General features: G+C 66.6%; 17 protein-coding genes. 15 read left to right on the top strand and 2 right to left on the bottom strand.

Annotated elements, in window-relative coordinates; genetic code table 11:
• Nucleotides 1-518 precede the first annotated feature (518 nt).
• From V0R59_RS28650 to V0R59_RS28605, 10 genes are all read left to right on the top strand, one after another.
• Nucleotides 519-1,061, top strand: coding sequence for a thiamine pyrophosphate-binding protein (locus tag V0R59_RS28650; RefSeq protein ID WP_330077844.1), 543 nt, complete (start codon nt 519-521; stop codon nt 1,059-1,061).
• Nucleotides 1,049-1,645, top strand: coding sequence for a thiamine pyrophosphate-dependent enzyme (locus tag V0R59_RS28645; protein ID WP_330077845.1), 597 nt, complete (start codon nt 1,049-1,051; stop codon nt 1,643-1,645). Before V0R59_RS28650 ends, V0R59_RS28645 begins: the two co-directional genes overlap by 13 nt.
• A 77-nt stretch (nt 1,646-1,722) precedes the next feature.
• Nucleotides 1,723-2,886 (top strand): acyl-CoA dehydrogenase family protein, encoded by a 1,164-nt coding sequence (locus tag V0R59_RS28640; RefSeq protein WP_330077846.1) that lies wholly within the window; start codon nt 1,723-1,725, stop codon nt 2,884-2,886.
• A 31-nt stretch (nt 2,887-2,917) separates the two neighbouring features.
• Nucleotides 2,918-4,120 (top strand): CaiB/BaiF CoA transferase family protein, encoded by a 1,203-nt coding sequence (locus V0R59_RS28635; protein WP_330077847.1) that lies wholly within the window; start codon nt 2,918-2,920, stop codon nt 4,118-4,120.
• Between the two features lie 28 nt (nt 4,121-4,148).
• Entirely contained in the window at nt 4,149-4,991 is an 843-nt protein-coding gene (locus V0R59_RS28630; protein WP_330077848.1) for an FAS1-like dehydratase domain-containing protein, read from the top strand.
• Nucleotides 4,988-5,797 (top strand): HpcH/HpaI aldolase/citrate lyase family protein, encoded by an 810-nt coding sequence (locus V0R59_RS28625; RefSeq protein ID WP_330077849.1) that lies wholly within the window; start codon nt 4,988-4,990, stop codon nt 5,795-5,797. Before V0R59_RS28630 ends, V0R59_RS28625 begins: the two co-directional genes overlap by 4 nt.
• A 220-nt stretch (nt 5,798-6,017) precedes the next feature.
• Nucleotides 6,018-6,614 carry a TetR/AcrR family transcriptional regulator gene (locus tag V0R59_RS28620; RefSeq protein WP_330077850.1) on the top strand — a complete coding sequence of 199 codons (597 nt, stop codon included), beginning with the start codon at nt 6,018-6,020 and terminating at the stop codon, nt 6,612-6,614.
• 163 nt (nt 6,615-6,777) lie between these two features.
• Entirely contained in the window at nt 6,778-8,115 is a 1,338-nt protein-coding gene (locus V0R59_RS28615; protein WP_330077851.1) for an MFS transporter, read from the top strand.
• A gap of 24 nt (nt 8,116-8,139) precedes the next feature.
• Nucleotides 8,140-9,399, top strand: a complete 1,260-nt coding sequence (locus tag V0R59_RS28610) for a gallate dioxygenase (RefSeq protein WP_330077852.1) — start codon at nt 8,140-8,142, stop codon at nt 9,397-9,399.
• 107 nt (nt 9,400-9,506) lie between these two features.
• On the top strand, nt 9,507-10,754 hold the full coding sequence (locus tag V0R59_RS28605) for an OprD family porin (protein ID WP_330077853.1): 1,248 nt from the start codon (nt 9,507-9,509) through the stop codon (nt 10,752-10,754).
• On the opposite strand, the gene V0R59_RS28600 is transcribed toward V0R59_RS28605, so the two are convergent.
• The gene (locus V0R59_RS28600; RefSeq protein ID WP_330077854.1) at nt 10,733-11,950 is read right to left on the bottom strand and encodes a LysR family transcriptional regulator; all 1,218 of its coding nucleotides are present in this window, start codon (nt 11,948-11,950) and stop codon (nt 10,733-10,735) included. The two genes, V0R59_RS28605 and V0R59_RS28600, sit on opposite strands and share 22 nt — an antisense overlap.
• A 350-nt stretch (nt 11,951-12,300) precedes the next feature.
• Between V0R59_RS28600 and galB the strand changes: the two genes are divergently transcribed.
• Genes galB through V0R59_RS28585 form a run of 3 tightly spaced genes read left to right on the top strand, consistent with a single transcriptional unit; the run spans nt 12,301 to nt 14,815 of the window.
• The gene (gene galB / locus V0R59_RS28595) at nt 12,301-13,035 is read left to right on the top strand and encodes a 4-oxalmesaconate hydratase (protein WP_330077855.1); all 735 of its coding nucleotides are present in this window, start codon (nt 12,301-12,303) and stop codon (nt 13,033-13,035) included.
• Complete coding sequence (locus tag V0R59_RS28590; RefSeq protein ID WP_330077856.1) at nt 13,032-13,754, top strand: 4-carboxy-4-hydroxy-2-oxoadipate aldolase/oxaloacetate decarboxylase; 723 nt, start codon at nt 13,032-13,034, stop codon at nt 13,752-13,754. Before galB ends, V0R59_RS28590 begins: the two co-directional genes overlap by 4 nt.
• Complete coding sequence (locus tag V0R59_RS28585) at nt 13,751-14,815, top strand: 4-oxalomesaconate tautomerase (protein WP_330077857.1); 1,065 nt, start codon at nt 13,751-13,753, stop codon at nt 14,813-14,815. Before V0R59_RS28590 ends, V0R59_RS28585 begins: the two co-directional genes overlap by 4 nt.
• Here V0R59_RS28585 and ptrR read toward each other — a convergent pair.
• Nucleotides 14,808-15,692 (bottom strand): putrescine utilization regulator PtrR, encoded by an 885-nt coding sequence (gene ptrR, locus V0R59_RS28580; RefSeq protein WP_330077858.1) that lies wholly within the window; start codon nt 15,690-15,692, stop codon nt 14,808-14,810. The two genes, V0R59_RS28585 and ptrR, sit on opposite strands and share 8 nt — an antisense overlap.
• Nucleotides 15,693-15,798: 106 nt before the next feature.
• On the opposite strand from ptrR, the gene V0R59_RS28575 reads away from it, so the two are divergent.
• Both V0R59_RS28575 and V0R59_RS28570 read left to right on the top strand, forming a co-directional pair.
• A complete protein-coding gene (locus tag V0R59_RS28575) occupies nt 15,799-17,190 on the top strand; it encodes an aldehyde dehydrogenase family protein (protein WP_330077859.1) in 1,392 nt (463 codons plus the stop codon).
• Nucleotides 17,191-17,674: 484 nt separating this feature from the next.
• Nucleotides 17,675-18,283, top strand: coding sequence for a hypothetical protein (locus V0R59_RS28570; RefSeq protein ID WP_330077860.1), 609 nt, complete (start codon nt 17,675-17,677; stop codon nt 18,281-18,283).
• The last annotated feature ends 4 nt before the right edge of the window (nt 18,284-18,287 follow it).

The following is an 18,287-nucleotide window of genomic DNA, read 5'->3' as shown; positions in this document are numbered from 1 at the left end:
TAGCCGTCGGCGATAGCCGAAGACGCGAGATGAAGATTTGCGCAGCAAATCGTAGGCCGCGCAGCCCCTGCAAGACACCGGAGGGAGGGGACCCGGAGCGTAGCGTAGGGCCGGATGCAGGAGCAGGCGGTTTTGCTTACTTTTTCCAAGAAAAAAGTAAGCCGCCGTAAAGGCGGAAAGGGCCGGCGGGGTCACCGCCGTGCCCGGATATGCACGCAGCATCAGCACCACAAAAACCGCATACTCAGACAGCGCATGACCAGTCGACGGCGCTGGTCCGCACGTTACCCAGCGCTTCCCCACCCACCAAGGCCCGCCGGGGCATACCAGCTATGCCCCGACGCTATGGACGCCGCAGCCATGTCCTGCGGTTATCGCCGCCGCACCGGCAAGGCCGCCAACACCCTCCAGCTATAGAAATCCGGCATATCTCAAAGAGAAAAACGGTAGTCGTCGCCGCCGCCCGGCCATCCCAGAATGAGCTGAAACACAAAAACAGCACTGCTTGGGAGACTGGCATGTCAACGCTGGAAACAGAACCAACCGTGGGACAGGACTGGCAGGAGGACGTGTTCCGCGTGCTCAAGGCCCACGATGTGAAACACGTGGTGTTCGTCCCGGACGCCGGCCATTCGGCGGCGATCCGCATGTCCTACGCGGACCCGGACATCAAGGCCGTGGTCCTGACCACCGAGGAAGAAGGCATCGGCTACCTCGCCGGCGCCTGGCTCGGCGGCGAGCGCGGCGCCCTGCTGATGCAGTCCAGCGGCGTCGGCAACTGCATCAACACCCTGGCCCTGCAGGTCTGCGCCGGCTTCCCGCTGCTGATGGTGGTGACCATGCGCGGCGACTGGGCCGAGTTCAACGCCTGGCAGAACCCCATGGGTCAGGCCACCGAACGCGCCCTGCAACTGATGAACGTGATGACCTGGCGCGCCGATGTCCCCGCCGACGTCGCCCCGCTGCTGCACGGCGCCGCGACCATGGCCTTCAACGGCGATTCCGCCACCGCCCTGCTGCTCGGCCAGCGCCTGATCGGAGAAAAGAAATGGGTCAAGTAAGCGCCAACCACACGCTGTGCCGCCGCGAGGTGGTGCGTACCCTGCTGGCCGATCGCAGCGACCTGCTGGTGGTCACGGGCCTGGGCTCGGCCTCCTACGACGTCATGGCGGCCGGCGACCATGCCAACAATTACTACCTGTGGGCCGCCATGGGCAGCGCCCTGACCGTCGGTCTCGGCCTGGCCAACGCGCAACCGGACAAGCAGGTCCTGGTGATCACCGGTGACGGCGAACTGCTGATGGGCCTCGGCGCCCTCGCCACCGTGGCCCTGCAGCAACCGGCCAACCTCACCGTCGCCGTGCTCGACAACGGTCACTTCGGCGAGACCGGCATGCAGGTCAGCCACGCCGGCTTCGGCGTGCACCTGGACCAGGTGGCCCGGACCTGCGGCTTCGCCTGGACCGACGAGATCCGCGACCTGGACGGTGTCCACGCCCTGCGTGAACGGGCCGCCGCCCGCGATGGCCTGAAACTGGCGACCGTGAAGATCAAGGCCGAGAACCTGCCGCGGGTACTGCCACCACGCGACGGGCACTACATCAAGAACCGCTTCCGCGCCGCCCTGGGCCTGCAACCGCTCTGAATCGCCTGCCGGGACGCGAGCGCCGGCACGCCCACGACGCCCGTCGGCGCTCGCGTCTCCCTTCGAGGACAACAACAATGAACACTCGCAACGACGAACAACTGAACGCCATCCGCGAAGGCGTGCGCGCCCTCTGCGCCGAATTTCCCGCCGAATACTGGCGCCGGATCGACGAAGAAAAAGGCTTTCCCGAAGCCTTCGTCAGCGCCATGACCGAGGCCGGTTGGCTCTCGGCGATGATCCCCGAGGAATTCGGCGGCTCCGGCCTGGGCCTGGCCGAGGCCTCGGTGATCCTCGAAGAGGTGAACTACTGCGGTGGCAATTCCGGGACCATCCATGGGCAGATGTACAACATGTTCACCCTGCTCAGGAACGGCAGCGCCGAGCAGAAGGCCTACTACCTGCCGAAGCTGGCCAGCGGCGAACTGCGCCTGCAGTCCATGGGCGTCACCGAGCCCACCACCGGCACCGACACGACGAAGATCAAGACCACCGCGGTGCGCCGTGGCGACAAGTACGTGATCAACGGCCAGAAGGTGTGGATCTCGCGGGTGCAGCATTCCGACCTGATGATCCTGCTGGCGCGCACCACGCCGCTGGCCGAGGTGCAGAAGAAGGTCGACGGCATGTCGATCTTCCTCGTCGACCTGCGCGAAGCCATCGGCAACGGCCTGACCGTGCAGCCCATCGCCAACCTGGTCAACCACGAGACCAACGAGCTGTTCTTCGACAACCTGGAGATCCCCGCCAGCAGCCTGATCGGCGAGGAAGGCAAGGGTTTCCGCTACATCCTCGACGGCCTCAATGCCGAGCGCACGCTGATCGCCGCCGAGTGCATCGGCGATGGCCGCTGGTTCGTCGAGAAGGCCAGCCAGTACGCCCGCGACCGCGTGGTGTTCGGCCGCCCCATCGGGCAGAACCAGGGCGTGCAGTTCCCCATCGCCGAGGCCCATATCGAGATCGAGGCGGCCGACCTGATGCGCTGGCGCGCCTGCGAGGAATACGACAGCGGGCGCAATGCCGGGGCGGCGGCGAACATGGCCAAGTACCTGGCGGCCAAGGCCAGCTGGGAAGCGGCCAACGCCTGCCTGCAGACCCACGGTGGCTTCGGCTTCGCCAATGAATACGACGTCGAGCGCAAGTTCCGCGAGACCCGCCTGTACCAGGTAGCGCCGATCTCCACCAACCTGATCCTGTCCTACGTGGCCGAGCACCTGCTGGAACTGCCGCGGTCGTTCTGAACCCGTGACGCTGAACAGAGAGAACAACACGATGCTCCAGCCCACAGCTCCGCGCCCCCTCGACGGCATCACCGTGGTCAGCCTTGAACATGCCATCGCCGCGCCCTTCTGCACCCGCCAGCTGGCCGACCTCGGCGCCCGGGTGATCAAGGTGGAACGTCCGGGAACAGGCGACTTCGCCCGCGGCTACGACCAGCGCGTCAACGGCCTGGCCTCGCACTTCGTCTGGACCAACCGCTCCAAGCAGAGCCTGACCCTGGACCTCAAGCAGGACGCCGCCGGCGAAGTGCTGCAGCGCCTGCTCGGCGAGGCCGACGTGCTGGTGCAGAACCTCGCCCCGGGCGCCGCCGCGCGCCTGGGCCTGTCGTTCGAGGCACTGCACGAGCGTTTTCCCCGGCTGATCGTCTGCGATATTTCCGGCTACGGCGTGGGCGGTCCCTACCAGGACAAGAAAGCCTACGACCTGCTGATCCAGAGCGAAGGCGGCTTCCTCTCGGTCACCGGCGGCCCCGGTGAGGACGCCATGGCCAAGGCCGGTTGCTCCATCGCCGATATCGCGGCCGGCATGTATGGCTACACCGGCATCCTCTCGGCCCTGCTGCTACGCGACAAGACCGGCAGCGGCAGCCATGTCGACGTGTCGATGCTGGAAAGCCTGGTGGAGTGGATGAACTACCCGCTGTACTACGCCTACGAAGGTGCGCCGCCACCGCCACGGGCCGGCGCCGCCCACGCCACCATCTACCCTTACGGGCCCTTCCCCATCGGCGACGGCAGCACGGTGATGCTCGGCCTGCAGAACGAGCGTGAGTGGCAAGGGTTCTGCAACACGGTGCTGGAGCGCCCGGAGCTGGCGACGGACGAACGTTTCGATGCCAACTTCCGCCGGGTGGAAAACCGCGAGGCGCTGCGGGCGCTGATCGTCGCGGCCTTTGCGCCGCTGACCTTCGACCAGGTGATCGCGCGCCTGGAGCGGGCGCAGATCGCCAATGCCCGGGTCAACGACATGCAGGGCGTGTGGCAGCACCCGCAGTTGCAGGCACGCCAGCGCTGGCGCCAGGTGCAGACCTCGGCGGAAGCCATTCCGGCCCTGTTGCCGCCGGCCAGCAGCAATGCCTTCAGCCCGCGCATGGACCCGGTCCCGGCGCTGGGCGAGCACACCGAACGACTGCTCGGCGAACTCGGCCTCGATGCCGAACGCATCGCCAGCCTGCGCGCCGATGGCGCCATCTGATGACCAGCCCTTTTCCGGAGTAGCGCCCATGAACAAGCCTGACCCCCGTGCCTGGATTGGCCGGGTCGAAGAAAGCCGCGACCAGATCAGCCACAACCTGGTCAAGCGCATCGCCGCGACCTTGAGTGAACCCGCGCCGGCCCCCGGCGAAGCCCTGCCACCCCTGTGGCACTGGGCGTTCTTCCAGGAGCCGGTGGCGGAACACGGCCTTGGCGCCGACGGCCATCCCGCCCGCGGCGGCTTCCTGCCGCCGGCGGACGGGCGCAACCGCATGTGGGCCGGCAGTCGCCTGGAGTTCCGCCGGCCGCTGCGGGTCGGCGCCGAGGTGGACCGCCTGTCGACCATCCTCAAGGTCAAGGAAAAGCACGGACGCACCGGCTCGCTGCTGTTCGTCACCGTGCGCCACGAGTTCTACCAGGACGGCGAATGCGTGTTGCTCGACGAGCAGGACATCGTCTACCGCGAGCCGACACCGCCCAAGCTGGGTGGCACCGATCCACTGCCGCCAAGCGAATGGCGCGAAGCGGTCGAGCCCTCGCCTACCCTGCTATTCCGCTATTCGGCGGTGACTTTCAACGGCCATCGCATCCACTACGACTGGCCCTATGTCACCGCGACCGAAGGCTATCCAGGGCTGGTGGTGCACGGCCCGCTGATCGCCACCCTCAACCTGCGCGCCTTCCTGCGTGCCCACCCTGGACTGCAGGTGCGCCGCTTCAGCTTCCGCGGTGTGCGCCCGCTGATCGCACCAACGCCTTTCGAGGTTGGCGGACGTATCGTCGAACCGGGCAAGGCGCAGGTCTGGGCCGGCAACCAGGAGGGCAGCGCGCAACTGGGTGAAATCGAATTCGTCATGGAGGCCTCGGCATGAAGGTGATCCGCAGCGCACTGTTCGTCCCGGCAACCCGCCCGGAACGCATCGCCAAGGCCCTGGCCAGCGGCGCCGACCGGGTCATCGTCGACCTTGAGGACGCCGTGGAGGAAGCCCTCAAGGAACAGGCCCGGGACAACCTCGACCAGTACCTGGCCAACCATGGCGACGCGCGCCTGCTGGTGCGGGTCAATGCTCCCGGGCACTGGGCCCATGAAGCCGACCTGGCGCTCTGCCGGCGATATCCCGGCGTCATCGGCATCCTCCTGCCCAAGGCGGAGACACCGGCCCAGATAGCCCTGGCCCGACTGACCGGCAAACCGGTCTGGCCGATCATCGAGAGCGCCAGGGGCCTCGCTGCCGTGGCCGAGCTGGCGCAGTGCGAGGGCGTTGAGCGCCTGTCGTTCGGCAGCCTCGACCTCGGCCTCGACCTCAACCTGCGCCAGGCCAGCCGCGCCGCCGGCCAGGTGCTCGACCAGGCCCGCTACGCGGTGCTGCTGCACAGCCGCGTGGCCGGGCTGGCCCCGGCGCTGGACGGCGTGCATCCGGATATCGGCGACAGCGAGGGGCTGCGGGAAAGCGTGGAGTTCGCCCGGGACATGGGCTTCGGCGGCGCCTTGTGCATTCACCCGGCGCAGGTCGCGGTGATCCACCAGGCGCTGCGTCCGAGCCAGGAGGAACTGGACTGGGCGCGACGGGTCGATGCCGCGGCCGCCAGCGGCGCCGGGGTGTTCGTGCTCGACGGGCAGATGGTCGACGCGCCGGTGATCGCCCGGGCCCGGGCGATCCTGCAACGGGCCGGATAAACCCGTGGGAGCGAGCTCGCTCGCGAAGGGCCGCACAGCGGCCCCAAGACCATCCAGCACGACTCTCTTTCAGATGACATTTCGGATTCAGTGCCTGGTTGGTCCAATTCATCCTGGAACATTGACATGGCAGGTTTTGGGGCCGCTTTGCAGCCCTTCGCGAGCAAGCTCGCTCCCACGAGGTACACCCACAAGAACCGTTCGTAACGGAGACCTTGCCATGCCCCAGACTGCAACCCAGTCGCCGCAATGCGCCCGCTACATCCTCGACGCCGCCCGCGACCTGCTGGCCGAGGTCGGCTACGGCGCCATGTCCATGCGCCAGCTGGCCAGCCGCGCCGGGCTGCTGCCCGGCAGCCTCTACCACCATGTCGCCGGCAAGCAGGAACTGCTGCTGTACGTCCTGCTCGACCTGCACCAGCAGCGCGACGCCGCCTGGAAAGCCCGCTCCCGCGCCACGAGTAAAGCCGGCAAGCTACGCGCGTTCATCGCCTTTGTCCTCGACCGGCAAGCCGCCAACCCGGCGGAGTCGCTGATCCTCGAACACGAGGTCCGCCACCTGCCCGGCGAGCAACGGCAGTGGCTGGAGCGCCACGCCCCCGGCCTGGGCGGCCAGTTGCAACGCCTGCTGGAACGCGACGGTTTGCCACGCCGCGAGGCCCAGGACGCCGCCGTGGCGATCATGGCCCTGCTTGGCGGCGCCCATGCCCTGCGCCAGCTGGCAGACACCTGGAACGCGCCACGCCTGCATGCCCATTTCCACCAGCTGGCCCTGCGCCTGCTGGGCGTCACAAGTAGCGCAACAGAGACCCTATAAACATATTCGATATCCGCTTAAGGATTTCCCAGAGGCATCCCCCACGCATTCGGCCTTAGAGTCAAACCTCGCCCCATGGCGGCCAGGTGGCTCAGCGCCAGCCGTCAATGTTTTCGAAGGCTGGCGCGTTGTTCACCCTTACAAAAACAAAAGGTGAATCCGAATGCTCAATGAATCTGTCGACGTCAAGGCGTGGATCGACAACCGCCCCGTGGCGGGCTACCAGTGGCTGATCCTCGGCCTGTGTTTCCTGATCGTGCTGTTCGACGGCTTCGACGTCGCGGTCATGGGCTTTATCGCCCCGTCGCTGATGCAGGAGTGGGGACTGTCCCGCGCCGCCTTCGGCCCGGTGATGAGCGCCGGCATGGTCGGACTGGCCATCGGCGCACTGACCGCCGGCCCCTACGCCGACCGTCTCGGGCGCAAGAAGGTACTGCTGATCGCGGTCACCGGCTTTGCCCTGCTCAGCCTCGGCTGTGCCTTCGCCCGCAATCCCTGGGAACTGGCCGGGCTGCGCCTGCTGATCGGCATCGCCCTCGGCGCCGCCCTGCCCAACTGCACCACCCTGCTCAGCGAATATCTGCCCGAACGCAACCGCTCGTTGCTGATCACCCTGATGTTCACCGGTTTCAACCTCGGTTCCGGCGCCGGTGGTTTCCTCGCTGCGTGGCTGATTCCGCTCCATGGCTGGCAAGCGGTACTGCTGGCGGGAGGCATCCTGCCGCTGATGCTGCTGCCGTTCCTCTGGGCGCTGTTGCCGGAGTCGGCGCACTTCCTCGCCGTGCGCGGCGCTCCGTCGAGCCAGATCGCCAAGGCCCTGGGCAAGCTCGGCGGGCGCTTCGCCAGCGATACCCGCTTCTACGTCGCCGAGCCGCCGCTGCAAGGCAAGGCGCCGGTAAGCCAGCTGTTCATCCCGCGTTACCGCCTGGGCACCCTGGCCCTGTGGCTGACCTACTTCATGGGCCTGCTGGTGATCTACCTGACCATGGGCTGGCTGCCGACCCTGCTGCGCGACAGCGGCCTGAGCATCGAACGCGCCGCCACCATCACCGGCCTGTTCCAGATCGGCGGCACCGTGGGTGCGCTGGTGGTGGGCTGGATCATGGACAAGCGCAACCCCAACGGGGTGATCGCCAGTGCCTATGTGCTGGGCGGCCTGTGCATCCTCCTGCTCGGCGCCCTGAGCCTGGAATCCAGCCTGCTGGCCGTGGGCGTACTGGCCGCCGGCTTCTGCATGAGCGGCGCACAGACCGGCCTGAATGCCTTCGCCCCCGGCTACTACCCCACCGACTTCCGCGCCACCGGCGTAAGCTGGATGCTGGGTATCGGACGTTTCGGCGCGATCTTCGGCTCGCTGGTCGGCGGCGCGGTGCTCAGCCTGGGCCTCGGCTTGCCACTGCTGTTCACCCTGCTGGGCACCCCGGCGTTCATCGCCGCCGCTGCCATCCTCGTCAACGGCCATGCGCGGCGCCGCGCCGGCCAGGCACTGCTGGCGCACTAACTTTCAACGATCAAGGACCTCGTCATGGCACGCATCATCGGCGGACTCGCCGTCTCCCACACCCCGACCATCGGCTTCGCCATCGACCACGACAAGCAGGAGGAAGCCGCCTGGGCGCCGATCTTCGAGAGCTTCGAGCCAGTCAAGGCCTGGCTCCAGGCGCGCCGGCCGGATGTGCTGTTCTACATCTTCAACGACCACGTCACCTCGTTCTTCTTCGACCACTACAGCGCCTTCGCCCTGGGTGTCGACGAGCAGTACGGCGTCGCCGACGAAGGCGGCAACCCGCGTGACCTGCCGGCCATCGGCGGCCATGCGGCGCTGTCCCGGCATATCGGCCAGAGCCTGATGGCCGACGAGTTCGACATGAGCTTCTTCCGCGACAAGCCGCTGGACCACGGCTTCTTCTCGCCGATGTCGGCGCTGCTGCCCTGCGAAGAAGGCTGGCCGGTGCAGATCGTGCCGCTGCAGGTCGGCGTGCTGCAATTCCCGATCCCCAGCGCAGCGCGCTGCTACAAGCTCGGCCAGGCCCTGCGCCGGGCCATCGAAAGCTACCCGGAAGACCTCAAGGTGGCCATCGTCGCCACCGGCGGGGTGTCGCACCAGGTGCATGGCGAGCGCTGCGGCTTCAACAATCCGGAATGGGACGCGCAGTTCATCGACCTGTTCGTCAACGACCCGCAGCAACTGACCCGCCTGACCCAGGCCGAATACGCCCGCCTGGGCGGCATGGAAGGCGCGGAGGTGATCACCTGGCTGATCATGCGCGGCGCCCTGTCGGCCAATGTCGAGCAACTGCACTACGACTACTACCTGCCGTCGATGACCGGCATCGCCACCCTGCTCCTGGAGAACCGTGATCGCCCGCTGCCGGCCGAGGTCAACGCCCGGCACCTGGCGCACATGGGCCATCAACTGGCCGGTGCGGAACAGCTTGAAGGCACCTACCCCTTCACCCTGGAGCGCAGCGCCCGCGGCTATCGCCTGAACAAGTTCCTCCACCGCATGATCGAGCCGGCCTGGCGCGCGCGCTTCCTGCAGGAGCCGGAAGCGATGTACGAAGAAGCCGGACTCAGCGCAGAAGAGCGCGACCTGCTGCGCCGCCGCGACTGGCGCGGGCTGATCCACTACGGCGCGATCTTCTTCGTCCTGGAAAAGCTCGGCGCGGTGCTGGGCATCTCCAACCTGGACATCTACGCCGCCATGCGCGGCCAGAGCCTCCAGGACTTCATGAAGACCCGCAACCAGCAAGTGCTGTACTCGGTCGCCGGCAAGGCCGACTGAACCATCCCTCGCCCCGCTCGCCGGGGCGATAACCCCCTGGCGTCGCCTGCCTGCGCAACCTGCGCCGGGCGGCAGCGCCGTGTCCAACGCATGGAATAACAACAACAATGAACACCACTCGCCGCTTGTTCCGCCTCAACACCCTGGCCGTGGCCTGCGCCCTGCCGCTGCCGGCCCTGGCCGCCGGTTTCATCGATGACGCCAGCAGCACCCTGACCCTGCGCAACTTCTACCTCAACCGCAACTTCGTCGATGCCACCAGCCAGGGCAAGGCCGAGGAATGGACGCAAAGCTTCATCCTCGACGCGAAATCCGGCTTTACCCAGGGCACCGTCGGCTTCGGCCTGGATGTACTGGGGCTGTACAGCCTCAAGCTGGACGGTGGCCAGGGCACCACCAATACCCAGTTGCTGCCGGTCCACGACGGCGGCCACCCGGCCGACGATTACGGACGCATGGCGGTGGCCGGCAAGGTGCGCTTCTCGAAGACCGAACTGAAGGTCGGCGAATGGTCGCCGGTGCTGCCGATCCTGCGCTCGGACGACGCCCGTTCGCTGCCGCAGACGTTCCAGGGGGCGCAGGTCACCTCGCGGGAGATCGACGGCCTGACCCTGTATGGCGGGCAGATGCGCCAGAACAGCCCGCGCAACGACGCCAGCCGCGAGAACATGTCGCTGTTCAACCGTCCGGGCTTCACCTCCGACCGCTTCAACTTCGCCGGCGGCGAGCTGCGCTTCAACCAGGAACGCACCCTGGTCGGCCTGTGGAGCGCGCAACTGCAGGACATCTACCGCCAGCACTACCTGACCCTGCAACACAGCCAGCCCGTGGGCGACTGGGTGCTGGGCGCCAACCTCGGCTGGTTCCTCGGCAAGGACGATGGCGCCGCCCGGGCCGGCGAGCTGGACAACCGTACGGCCAGCGGGCTGTTCTCGGCGCGGCATGGCGGCAGCACCTTCTACCTCGGCCTGCAGAAGGTGATGGGCGACGACGAATGGTTCCGGGTCAACGGTACCAGCGGCGGCGTGCTGGCCAACGACACCTTCAACTCCAGCTACGAGAACGCCGGCGAGCGCTCCTGGCAACTGCGCCACGACTATGACTTCGCCGCGCTGGGCATCCCCGGCCTGACCCTGATGAACCGCTACCTGCAAGGCCACGACGTGCACAACGCAAGCACCGACGACGGTCGCGAGTGGGGCCGCGAGACCGAGGTGGCCTACACCGTGCAGTCCGGTCCGCTGAAAAACCTCAACGTCAAGTGGCGCAACTCCAGCCAGCGCCGCGACTGGGGCAACGGCACCCGCTTCGACGAGAACCGCCTGATCTTCAACTACCCGTTCAAGCTGCTCTGATCCGGCAGTTCGGCGACCACCTGGCGCAGGGTCGCCATCAGCGCCTCGGCCAGCGGCGAGTGCAGGCTCGCCGTGCGGCAGGTGAGGCCGATGGCGCGGGTGGTGGCGGCCAGTGCCAGCGGCAGGATGCGCAGCTCTTCGCGTTCGATCTCGTGCTCCAGCTGGTGCGCCGAGACGATCGCCAGCATGTCCGAGCGCAATAGCAGGCCACGGATGATCGCCAGGTCGGCACTTTCCACCCGTGGTCGTGGCGGCGCTAGGCCCTGGGCGGCAAAGCTGTCGTCCACCAGCTGCCGCGCCGGCGATCCCGCCCGTGGCAGCACCCATTGCGCATCGGCCAGGGCCCGGGCATCCAGGCGCCGGCCATGCAGCGGGTGCTCGCGCCGCGCCAGCACCACCATGTTCTCCGACCACAGCGCCTCGCCACTCAGGTCGCTGGCGTAGCTGCTGCCGCGCAGTGCGCCGAAGATGAAATCCACGTCCCCCGACCGCAGCTCGGTGGCCAGCAGGTCGAACGGGCTTTCGTTGGTGATCACGTGGATGCCGGGGTGTTCGGCGATCAGGCGCACGATGGCTTCGGGCAGGATCCGCGTGCGTCCCAGCGGCAGCGCACCGACCTGCACCACGCCCTGGAGCGTGCCGCGCAGGGCATCCAGGTCGGTATCGATATGGCGCAATTCATTCAATGCCCGGCGGATCGGGAAGACGATTTCCTGGCTTGCCCGGGTCGGTTGCAGGCCCCGTGGCGTGCGCTCGAACAAGGCCTGCCCGGCCCCCCCTTCCAGCACCTTGAGCGCCGCGCTGACCGCCGGCTGGCTGAGGCCGAAATGGCTGGCGACGGTCTGCATGTGGCGGCTTTCGCAGAGCTTGGCGAACACCTGCAAGCGGCGGGCCTGGAACAGGTACAGCGGCTCGATGTCGGCGCTGGCGCCGAGCAGGCGCGGTACCGTGTCCAGTTCCGCCAGCACGCGCCGCGCGCGGGGCAGTACATGCTCGCCCTGGGTGGTCAGGCGCATGCCGTTGGCATGGCGTTCGAACAGCGGCACAGCGAGACGCGCCTCCAGCTCGGAGATGGCCCGGGTCACCACCGACTGGGCGCGGAACAGCGTCTCGCAGGCCCTGGACACGCTGCCCAGGTCGGCAACCCGGACGAAGGCGCGGACCTGCATCAGGTTGATCGGTTCGTCGGTTGGCATGTGCCTGGTTTTCCTTGTTGTGGCGTATGGACCAGCGCTATTGCTGCATGGGTGCAACGCGAACACTGTGGGAATCCGCCCAGCCTTTCAGGCTGCGCTGTCGCGCATAGAACAGATCTAAAGTGTGACGCGGCCCCTGTGGGAGCGGGTTTACCCGCGATGACGTCGGTGAATTCAGTATCGCAATCGCGGGTGAACCCGCTCCCACAACGGTTGCGTCGCGCCGGAACTATGCGCGCGACTTCTATAACGGGCAATAAGCAAAACGCATACCCCCCTCAGGCCTACGCATTACCCCGCCAACACCCCGGCTGACATCCTTGGGCAAAACCCAGCAGGAGCCTTGCCCCATGAATCCGACCCCGAAAACCGCGCTGGTGGTCAGCGCCCATTCCGCCGATTTCGTCTGGCGCGCCGGCGGCGCCATCGCCCTGCACGCCGAGCAGGGCTATGCGGTGCATATCGTCTGCCTGTCGTTCGGCGAACGCGGCGAGTCGGCCAAGCTGTGGCGCAAGGGCGAGATGACCGAGGACAAGGTCAAGGCCGCGCGCCGCCAGGAAGCCGAAGCCGCCGCCGAGGTGCTGGGGGCCAGCGTCGAGTTCTTCGATATCGGCGACTATCCGATGCGCGCCGACAAGGACACCCTGTTTCGCCTCGCCGACGTGTTCCGCCGGGTGCAACCGGAATTCGTCCTCAGCCACTCGCTGAAGGACCCGTACAACTACGACCACCCCCTGGCCATGCACCTGGCCCAGGAAGCGCGAATCATCGCCCAGGCCGAAGGCTACCGTCCCGGCGAGAAGATCGTCGGCGCGCCGCCGGTGTACAGCTTCGAGCCGCACCAGCCCGAGCAATGCGAATGGCGCCCGGACGTGCTGCTGGACATCACCTCGGTCTGGGAGCGCAAGTACGCCGCGATCCAGTGCATGGCCGGCCAGGAACACCTGTGGGAGTACTACACCCGGGTCGCCCTGCAGCGCGGCGTGCAGGCCAAGCGCAACGTCGGCATCGCCTCCAGCCGCGACATCGTCTACGCCGAGGGCTACCAGAGCATCTTCCCGCGGGTGACGGAGAACCTGGCATGAGCGAACTGATCGGCAAGACCGGCTACGTGGTGCGCACTATCCGCCGCGCCGAGCCGGAGGTGATCGACACCCTCGGCCAGCTCGGCGTCGCCACCGTGCACGAGGCCCAGGGCCGCAAGGGTTTGCTGGGCGCGCAGCTGCGGCCGATCCAGCAAGGCGTGGCCCGGGCCGGCTCGGCGGTGACAGTGCTGGTGGCACCGGGTGACAACTGGATGTTCCACGTCGCCGTGGAGCAGTGCCAGCCCGGCGACCTGCTGGTGGTGGCGCCCAGCTCGCCATGCAGCGATGGTTACTTCGGCGACCTGCTGGCAACCTCGCTCAAGGCTCGTGGCGTGCGTGGCCTGGTGATCGACGCCGGTGTGCGCGACAGCCAGACCCTGCGCGAGATGGGCTTTGCCGTGTGGTCGCGGGGTATCAATGCCCAGGGCACGGTCAAGGAAACCCTCGGTTCGGTGAACCTGCCGCTGGTCTGTGCCGGGCAGTTGATCAATCCCGGCGACGTGGTGGTGGCCGACGACGACGGCGTGGTGGTGGTGCGCCGTGGCGAGGCCCGTGACGTGGCCCAGGCGGGCCTGGGGCGTGCCGCGCTGGAAGAGCAGAAGCGCCTGCGCCTGGCCAATGGCGAGCTGGGCCTGGACATCTATGGCATGCGCCCGCGCCTGGAAGAAAAAGGCCTGGTCTACCTGGACTGCCTTGCCGACCTGGAGAACCGCCTATGAGCCAGTTGCGCATCCCCTGCCTGCTGATGCGCGGCGGCACCTCCAAGGGCGCCTTCTTCCTCGCCGACGACCTGCCGGCCGAGCGCGCCCGGCGCGATCGCCTGCTGCTGGCGGTGATGGGCTCGCCGGATGCCCGGCAGATCGACGGCATCGGCGGCGCCGATCCGCTGACCAGCAAGGTCGCGATCATCCGCCGCAGTGCCCGCGCCGATGCCGATGTCGACTATCTGTTCGCCCAGGTGCTGGTGGACGAGGCGCGGGTCGACGAGGGCCAGAACTGCGGCAATATCCTCGCTGCCGTCGGTCCGTTCGCCCTCGAACGCGGCCTGCTGCCGATCCAGGGCGACAGCACCCGCGTGCGGATCTTCATGGAAAACACCGGGCAGCTTGCCGTGGCGACTGTCGCTACGCCGAACGGCGCAGTGAGCTATGCCGGCGACACCCGCATCGACGGCGTGCCGGGCACAGGAGCCGCGATCGTCATCGCCTTCGAGGATATCGCCGGCTCCAGTTGCGGCAGCCTGTTGCCGACCGGGTCGCCAAGGGACCGCTTCGACGGTGTCGAGGTGACCTGCATCGACAACGGCATGCCGGTGGTCCTGGTGCGGGCTGAAGACCTGGGGCGCAGCGGCCATGAAAGCCGCGAGCAACTGGACGCCGACCAAGAGCTGAAGGCGCGCCTGGAGTCGATCCGTCTGCAGGCCGGGCTGCGGATGAACCTGGGCGATGTCAGCCAGCGCAACGTACCGAAGATGTGCCTGGTGGCCACGCCGCGCGCCGGCGGCAGCATCGCCACCCGCTCCTTCATTCCGCACCGCTGCCACGCCTCCATCGGCGTGTTCGGCGCGGTCAGCGTGGCCACCGCCTGCCTGATCGAGGACACCGTGGCCCGGCCGCTGGCGCACCTGCAGCCGGGTCCGCTGCAGCGGCTGTCGGTGGAGCACCCGAGCGGCGAGTTCAGCGTGGAGATCCACCAGGAAGGCGGACGCATCGTCAGTTGCGGTCTGATCCGCACGGCGCGGGCGCTGTTCGACGGAGTGGTACTGGTGGCCGCTAGCTGACCGGCTCGTCCAGCACGTCCCCGCGCTCCCTGAGCAGCTCGACGAAGCTGCCCAGGCAGCGCGACACCATGCCCCGCCGCCACACCAGCCAGGTGCGCAGGTAGCGGAATTTCTCCGACAACGGCCAGACGCTGACCGTGCTGCAGCCCGGCATGCTGTCGAGCATGCTGCGCGGCATCAGCGCCAGCCCGGCACCGGCGCTGACGCAGGCGAGCATGCCGTGGTAGGACTCCATTTCGAGGATCTTGCCCGGCACCGCGCCGTCCTGGGAAAACCACTTCTCGAAGTGATGGCGGTACGAGCAGTTGGCGCGGAAGGCATAGATGGTAGAGCCGTTGACCTCCGCCGCGCGGCTGATGGGACCATGGTTGAGCGGCGCGATCAGGACCATTTCCTCGGTGAACACCGGCACCCCTTCCAGCGCCGGGTGCAGCACCGGCCCGTCGACGAAGGCCGCGCTCAGGCGCCCGGCGAGCACGCCGTCGATCATCGCCCCCGAGGGACCGGTGCTGAGGTCAAGCTCGACCTTGGCGTAGAGCTGGTTATAGGCCGCCAGCACGGCAGGAATGCGTACCGCCGCAGTACTTTCCAGCGAGCCGAGGGCGAAGGGCCCCTGGGGCTCGTCGCCGGAAACGGTCTGCCGCGCCTCGGCCACCAGGTCGAGGATGCGCCGCGCATAGTCGAGGAAATTCCACCCGGCCGGTGACAGGCGCAGGCGACTTTTCTCGCGGATGAACAGGTCGGCGCCCAGTTCTTCTTCCAGTTGTCGGATTCTCGTGGTCAGGTTCGAGGGCACCCGGTGAATATGCTGGGCCGCCGCACTGATGCTGCCCTGCTCTGCCACGGCCTTGAACATCTCCAGCTGGACCAGATCCATAGAGTCATTCTCTCTGCGTGAATGTTTCGCTCAGTATTATTCAGTTTCAGGGAAACATACAACGCAGTAGGCTCCTCGTTACACACCGTCCACGAGAACGCCAAAAATGACCGTGATCAGCCACCAGACCCATGCCTTGTCGATCAACCCTGCCACTGGCGAGCAGATCGGCGCCTATCCCTATGAAAGCGCCGCCGCACTCGACGCCGCCCTGGCCCGTGCCGCTGCCGGCTACGCGGTCTGGCGCCGCACGCCGCTGGACGGCCGCGTGGCCAGGCTGGGTGATCTCGCCGTGGCCCTGCGGGATAACGCCGAAGCGATGGCCCTGATGATCACCGACGAGATGGGCAAGCCGGTTGCCCAGGCCCGTGGCGAAATCGAGAAATGCGCCCAGCTCTGCGAATGGTACGCGGAAAACGGCCCGGCCATGCTGGCGCCGGAAGCCGCACCGGTGCCGGTGGGCAAGGCGCGCATCGAGTATCGTCCACTGGGCCCGCTGCTGGCGGTGATGCCGTGGAACTTCCCGATCTGGCAGGTGCTGCGCGGTGCCGTACCCGCCCTGCTGGCCGGCAACACCTACGTGCTCAAGCACGCGCCGAACGTGATGGGCAGCGCCTACCTGCTGCTGGAAGCGTTCAAGCGCGCCGGCTTCCCGGAGGGCGTGTTCGAGGTGATCAACGTCACCCCTGATGGCGTGTCCAAGGCCATCGCCGACCCGCGCATCGCCGCCGTGACCCTGACCGGCAGCGTCCGCGCCGGTACCGCCATCGGTGCCCAGGCCGGCGCCGCGCTGAAGAAATGCGTGCTGGAGCTGGGCGGCTCCGACCCGTTCATCGTGCTCAACGACGCCAACCTCGACGAAGCGGTGAAGGCCGCGGTGATCGGTCGCTACCAGAACACCGGCCAGGTCTGCGCCGCGGCCAAGCGCCTGATCGTCGAGGAAGGCATCGTCGAGGCCTTCACCGAGAAGTTCGTCGCCCTGACCCGCGAGCTGGTGATGGGTGATCCGCGCAATGGCGACACCTACATCGGCCCGATGGCCCGCTTCGACCTGCGTGACGAACTGGACGGCCAGGTGCAGGCGACCCTCGCCGAAGGCGCGACCCTGCTGCTGGGGGGGGGCAAGGCCGACGGTGAAGGCAACTACTACCTGCCGACCGTGCTGGCGGATGTCACCGACCAGATGACCTCGTTCAAGGAAGAGCTGTTCGGCCCGGTGGCCTCGATCATCACCGCCCGGGATGCGCGACATGCGCTGGAACTGGCCAACGACAGCGAGTTCGGCCTGGCATCGACCATCTACACCGCCAACGTGGCACTGGCCGAGCAACTGGTGGAAGAGCTGGATACCGGCGGCATCTTCATCAACGGCTACTGCGCCAGCGATCCGCGGGTGACCTTCGGTGGCGTGAAGAAGAGTGGTTTCGGCCGCGAGCTGTCGCACTTCGGCGTGCGCGAGTTCTGCAATGCGCAGACGGTTTGGCTGGATCGCAACTAAAACGCAGTCCAGATGATGTGGGAGTCCACCCAGCCTTTGAAGCTGCGCTGTCGCGCAGAGAACTTTCACTGATCGTGGGAGCGAGCTCGTCGGGGCGCCGAACCGTCGCGAAGGGCCGCAAAGCGGCCCCAAAACCATACCCTTTTAGAGTGTCAGGCAAATTGCGGACTTAGGTTTTACGACGGCTTCGCCGCCGTTCGCGAGCAAGCTCGCTCCCACAAGGATTCGGCCAGTTATCCAGAGTTGTGTAGATCCCTACGCGCGTCGCGGGCAAAGCCCGCGACGCACTCGGCCCCCTATCCTTAAGCTCAGTTGAATCAGTGACTTGCGTGCCGCTCCACAGGCGTGAGCCTGCTCGCGAAGAGCCCTTGATCCTCAGTATGGAATGGTGTTGCCAAGATGATAACCATTAGCCATCATCCGCGACGCTAAACCGACACAGATCCGTCGACGCGACGGAAAGAGAATCAGGGAAGGAGGCACGATGCTGGGTGAACATTTAGCAAACTTCGAAATCGGTCTGTGGATCGGCTTCTGGATCGCAATTGTCTGGATCTGCAAGCAAAAGGGAAAAGGCGGCGTGTTTCGCCATCTGGCAGGTTGTATTGGCGGCTTTGCCCTGACCGTGGCACTGGTCGTTGTATTGCAGTCCTTGGGAGTACTGCCGCCGAATCCAAAAACTTTCGACCTGACCCCGGAACAGTACGCCGCACGGCTCAATCCGCTGCTCAGAGAATGGGAGCATCATCCTTGGGTCGATCCAAATACCATCATCGAAGGCAAGGAATACGACGTTCTCGAAACGAGTCTCGACCCGTATACCACGGCGTACGCAGCGATTTCGAAGAGCAACGGAAAGATCTATCGCGTCTTTGTCAAAGGCGAATTCGGAAACGACATGAACGCCTTCACACACATGACTCGATTGTCATCGGCAGCGCTGGCCGCGACCCAAAAGAATGCGATTACCGACGACGTCTACAACCAGATGTCGAAATTGGCCGATGGTGAGACAGTGCTGCTAGGCGATGCCAGCATCACTTTCGAACTGCAGAAAGGCGTCGGCATGAAGTACTACGCCGATCCCCGATGACATC

The sequence above is a fragment of the Pseudomonas ulcerans genome (genome assembly GCF_036324125.1).
In the GTDB taxonomy this organism is placed as follows: Bacteria; Pseudomonadota; Gammaproteobacteria; order Pseudomonadales; family Pseudomonadaceae; genus Aquipseudomonas; species Aquipseudomonas ulcerans.
Note: the sequence above shows the minus strand (reverse complement) of the source record. Positions and strands in the feature narration are given on the sequence as shown.

Excerpts from the sequence above, each read along its gene's own strand:
- V0R59_RS28650 (WP_330077844.1), top strand. The coding sequence starts at position 519 with ATGTCAACGCTGGAAACAGAACCAACCGTGGGACAGGACTGGCAGGAG.
- V0R59_RS28645 (WP_330077845.1), top strand. The coding sequence starts at position 1,049 with ATGGGTCAAGTAAGCGCCAACCACACGCTGTGCCGCCGCGAGGTGGTG.
- V0R59_RS28640 (WP_330077846.1), top strand. The coding sequence starts at position 1,723 with ATGAACACTCGCAACGACGAACAACTGAACGCCATCCGCGAAGGCGTG.
- V0R59_RS28635 (WP_330077847.1), top strand. The coding sequence starts at position 2,918 with ATGCTCCAGCCCACAGCTCCGCGCCCCCTCGACGGCATCACCGTGGTC.
- V0R59_RS28630 (WP_330077848.1), top strand. The coding sequence starts at position 4,149 with ATGAACAAGCCTGACCCCCGTGCCTGGATTGGCCGGGTCGAAGAAAGC.
- V0R59_RS28625 (WP_330077849.1), top strand. The coding sequence starts at position 4,988 with ATGAAGGTGATCCGCAGCGCACTGTTCGTCCCGGCAACCCGCCCGGAA.
- V0R59_RS28620 (WP_330077850.1), top strand. The coding sequence starts at position 6,018 with ATGCCCCAGACTGCAACCCAGTCGCCGCAATGCGCCCGCTACATCCTC.
- V0R59_RS28615 (WP_330077851.1), top strand. The coding sequence starts at position 6,778 with ATGCTCAATGAATCTGTCGACGTCAAGGCGTGGATCGACAACCGCCCC.
- V0R59_RS28610 (WP_330077852.1), top strand. The coding sequence starts at position 8,140 with ATGGCACGCATCATCGGCGGACTCGCCGTCTCCCACACCCCGACCATC.
- V0R59_RS28605 (WP_330077853.1), top strand. The coding sequence starts at position 9,507 with ATGAACACCACTCGCCGCTTGTTCCGCCTCAACACCCTGGCCGTGGCC.
- V0R59_RS28600 (WP_330077854.1), bottom strand. The coding sequence starts at position 11,950 with ATGCCAACCGACGAACCGATCAACCTGATGCAGGTCCGCGCCTTCGTC.
- galB (WP_330077855.1), top strand. The coding sequence starts at position 12,301 with ATGAATCCGACCCCGAAAACCGCGCTGGTGGTCAGCGCCCATTCCGCC.
- V0R59_RS28590 (WP_330077856.1), top strand. The coding sequence starts at position 13,032 with ATGAGCGAACTGATCGGCAAGACCGGCTACGTGGTGCGCACTATCCGC.
- V0R59_RS28585 (WP_330077857.1), top strand. The coding sequence starts at position 13,751 with ATGAGCCAGTTGCGCATCCCCTGCCTGCTGATGCGCGGCGGCACCTCC.
- ptrR (WP_330077858.1), bottom strand. The coding sequence starts at position 15,692 with ATGGATCTGGTCCAGCTGGAGATGTTCAAGGCCGTGGCAGAGCAGGGC.
- V0R59_RS28575 (WP_330077859.1), top strand. The coding sequence starts at position 15,799 with ATGACCGTGATCAGCCACCAGACCCATGCCTTGTCGATCAACCCTGCC.
- V0R59_RS28570 (WP_330077860.1), top strand. The coding sequence starts at position 17,675 with ATGCTGGGTGAACATTTAGCAAACTTCGAAATCGGTCTGTGGATCGGC.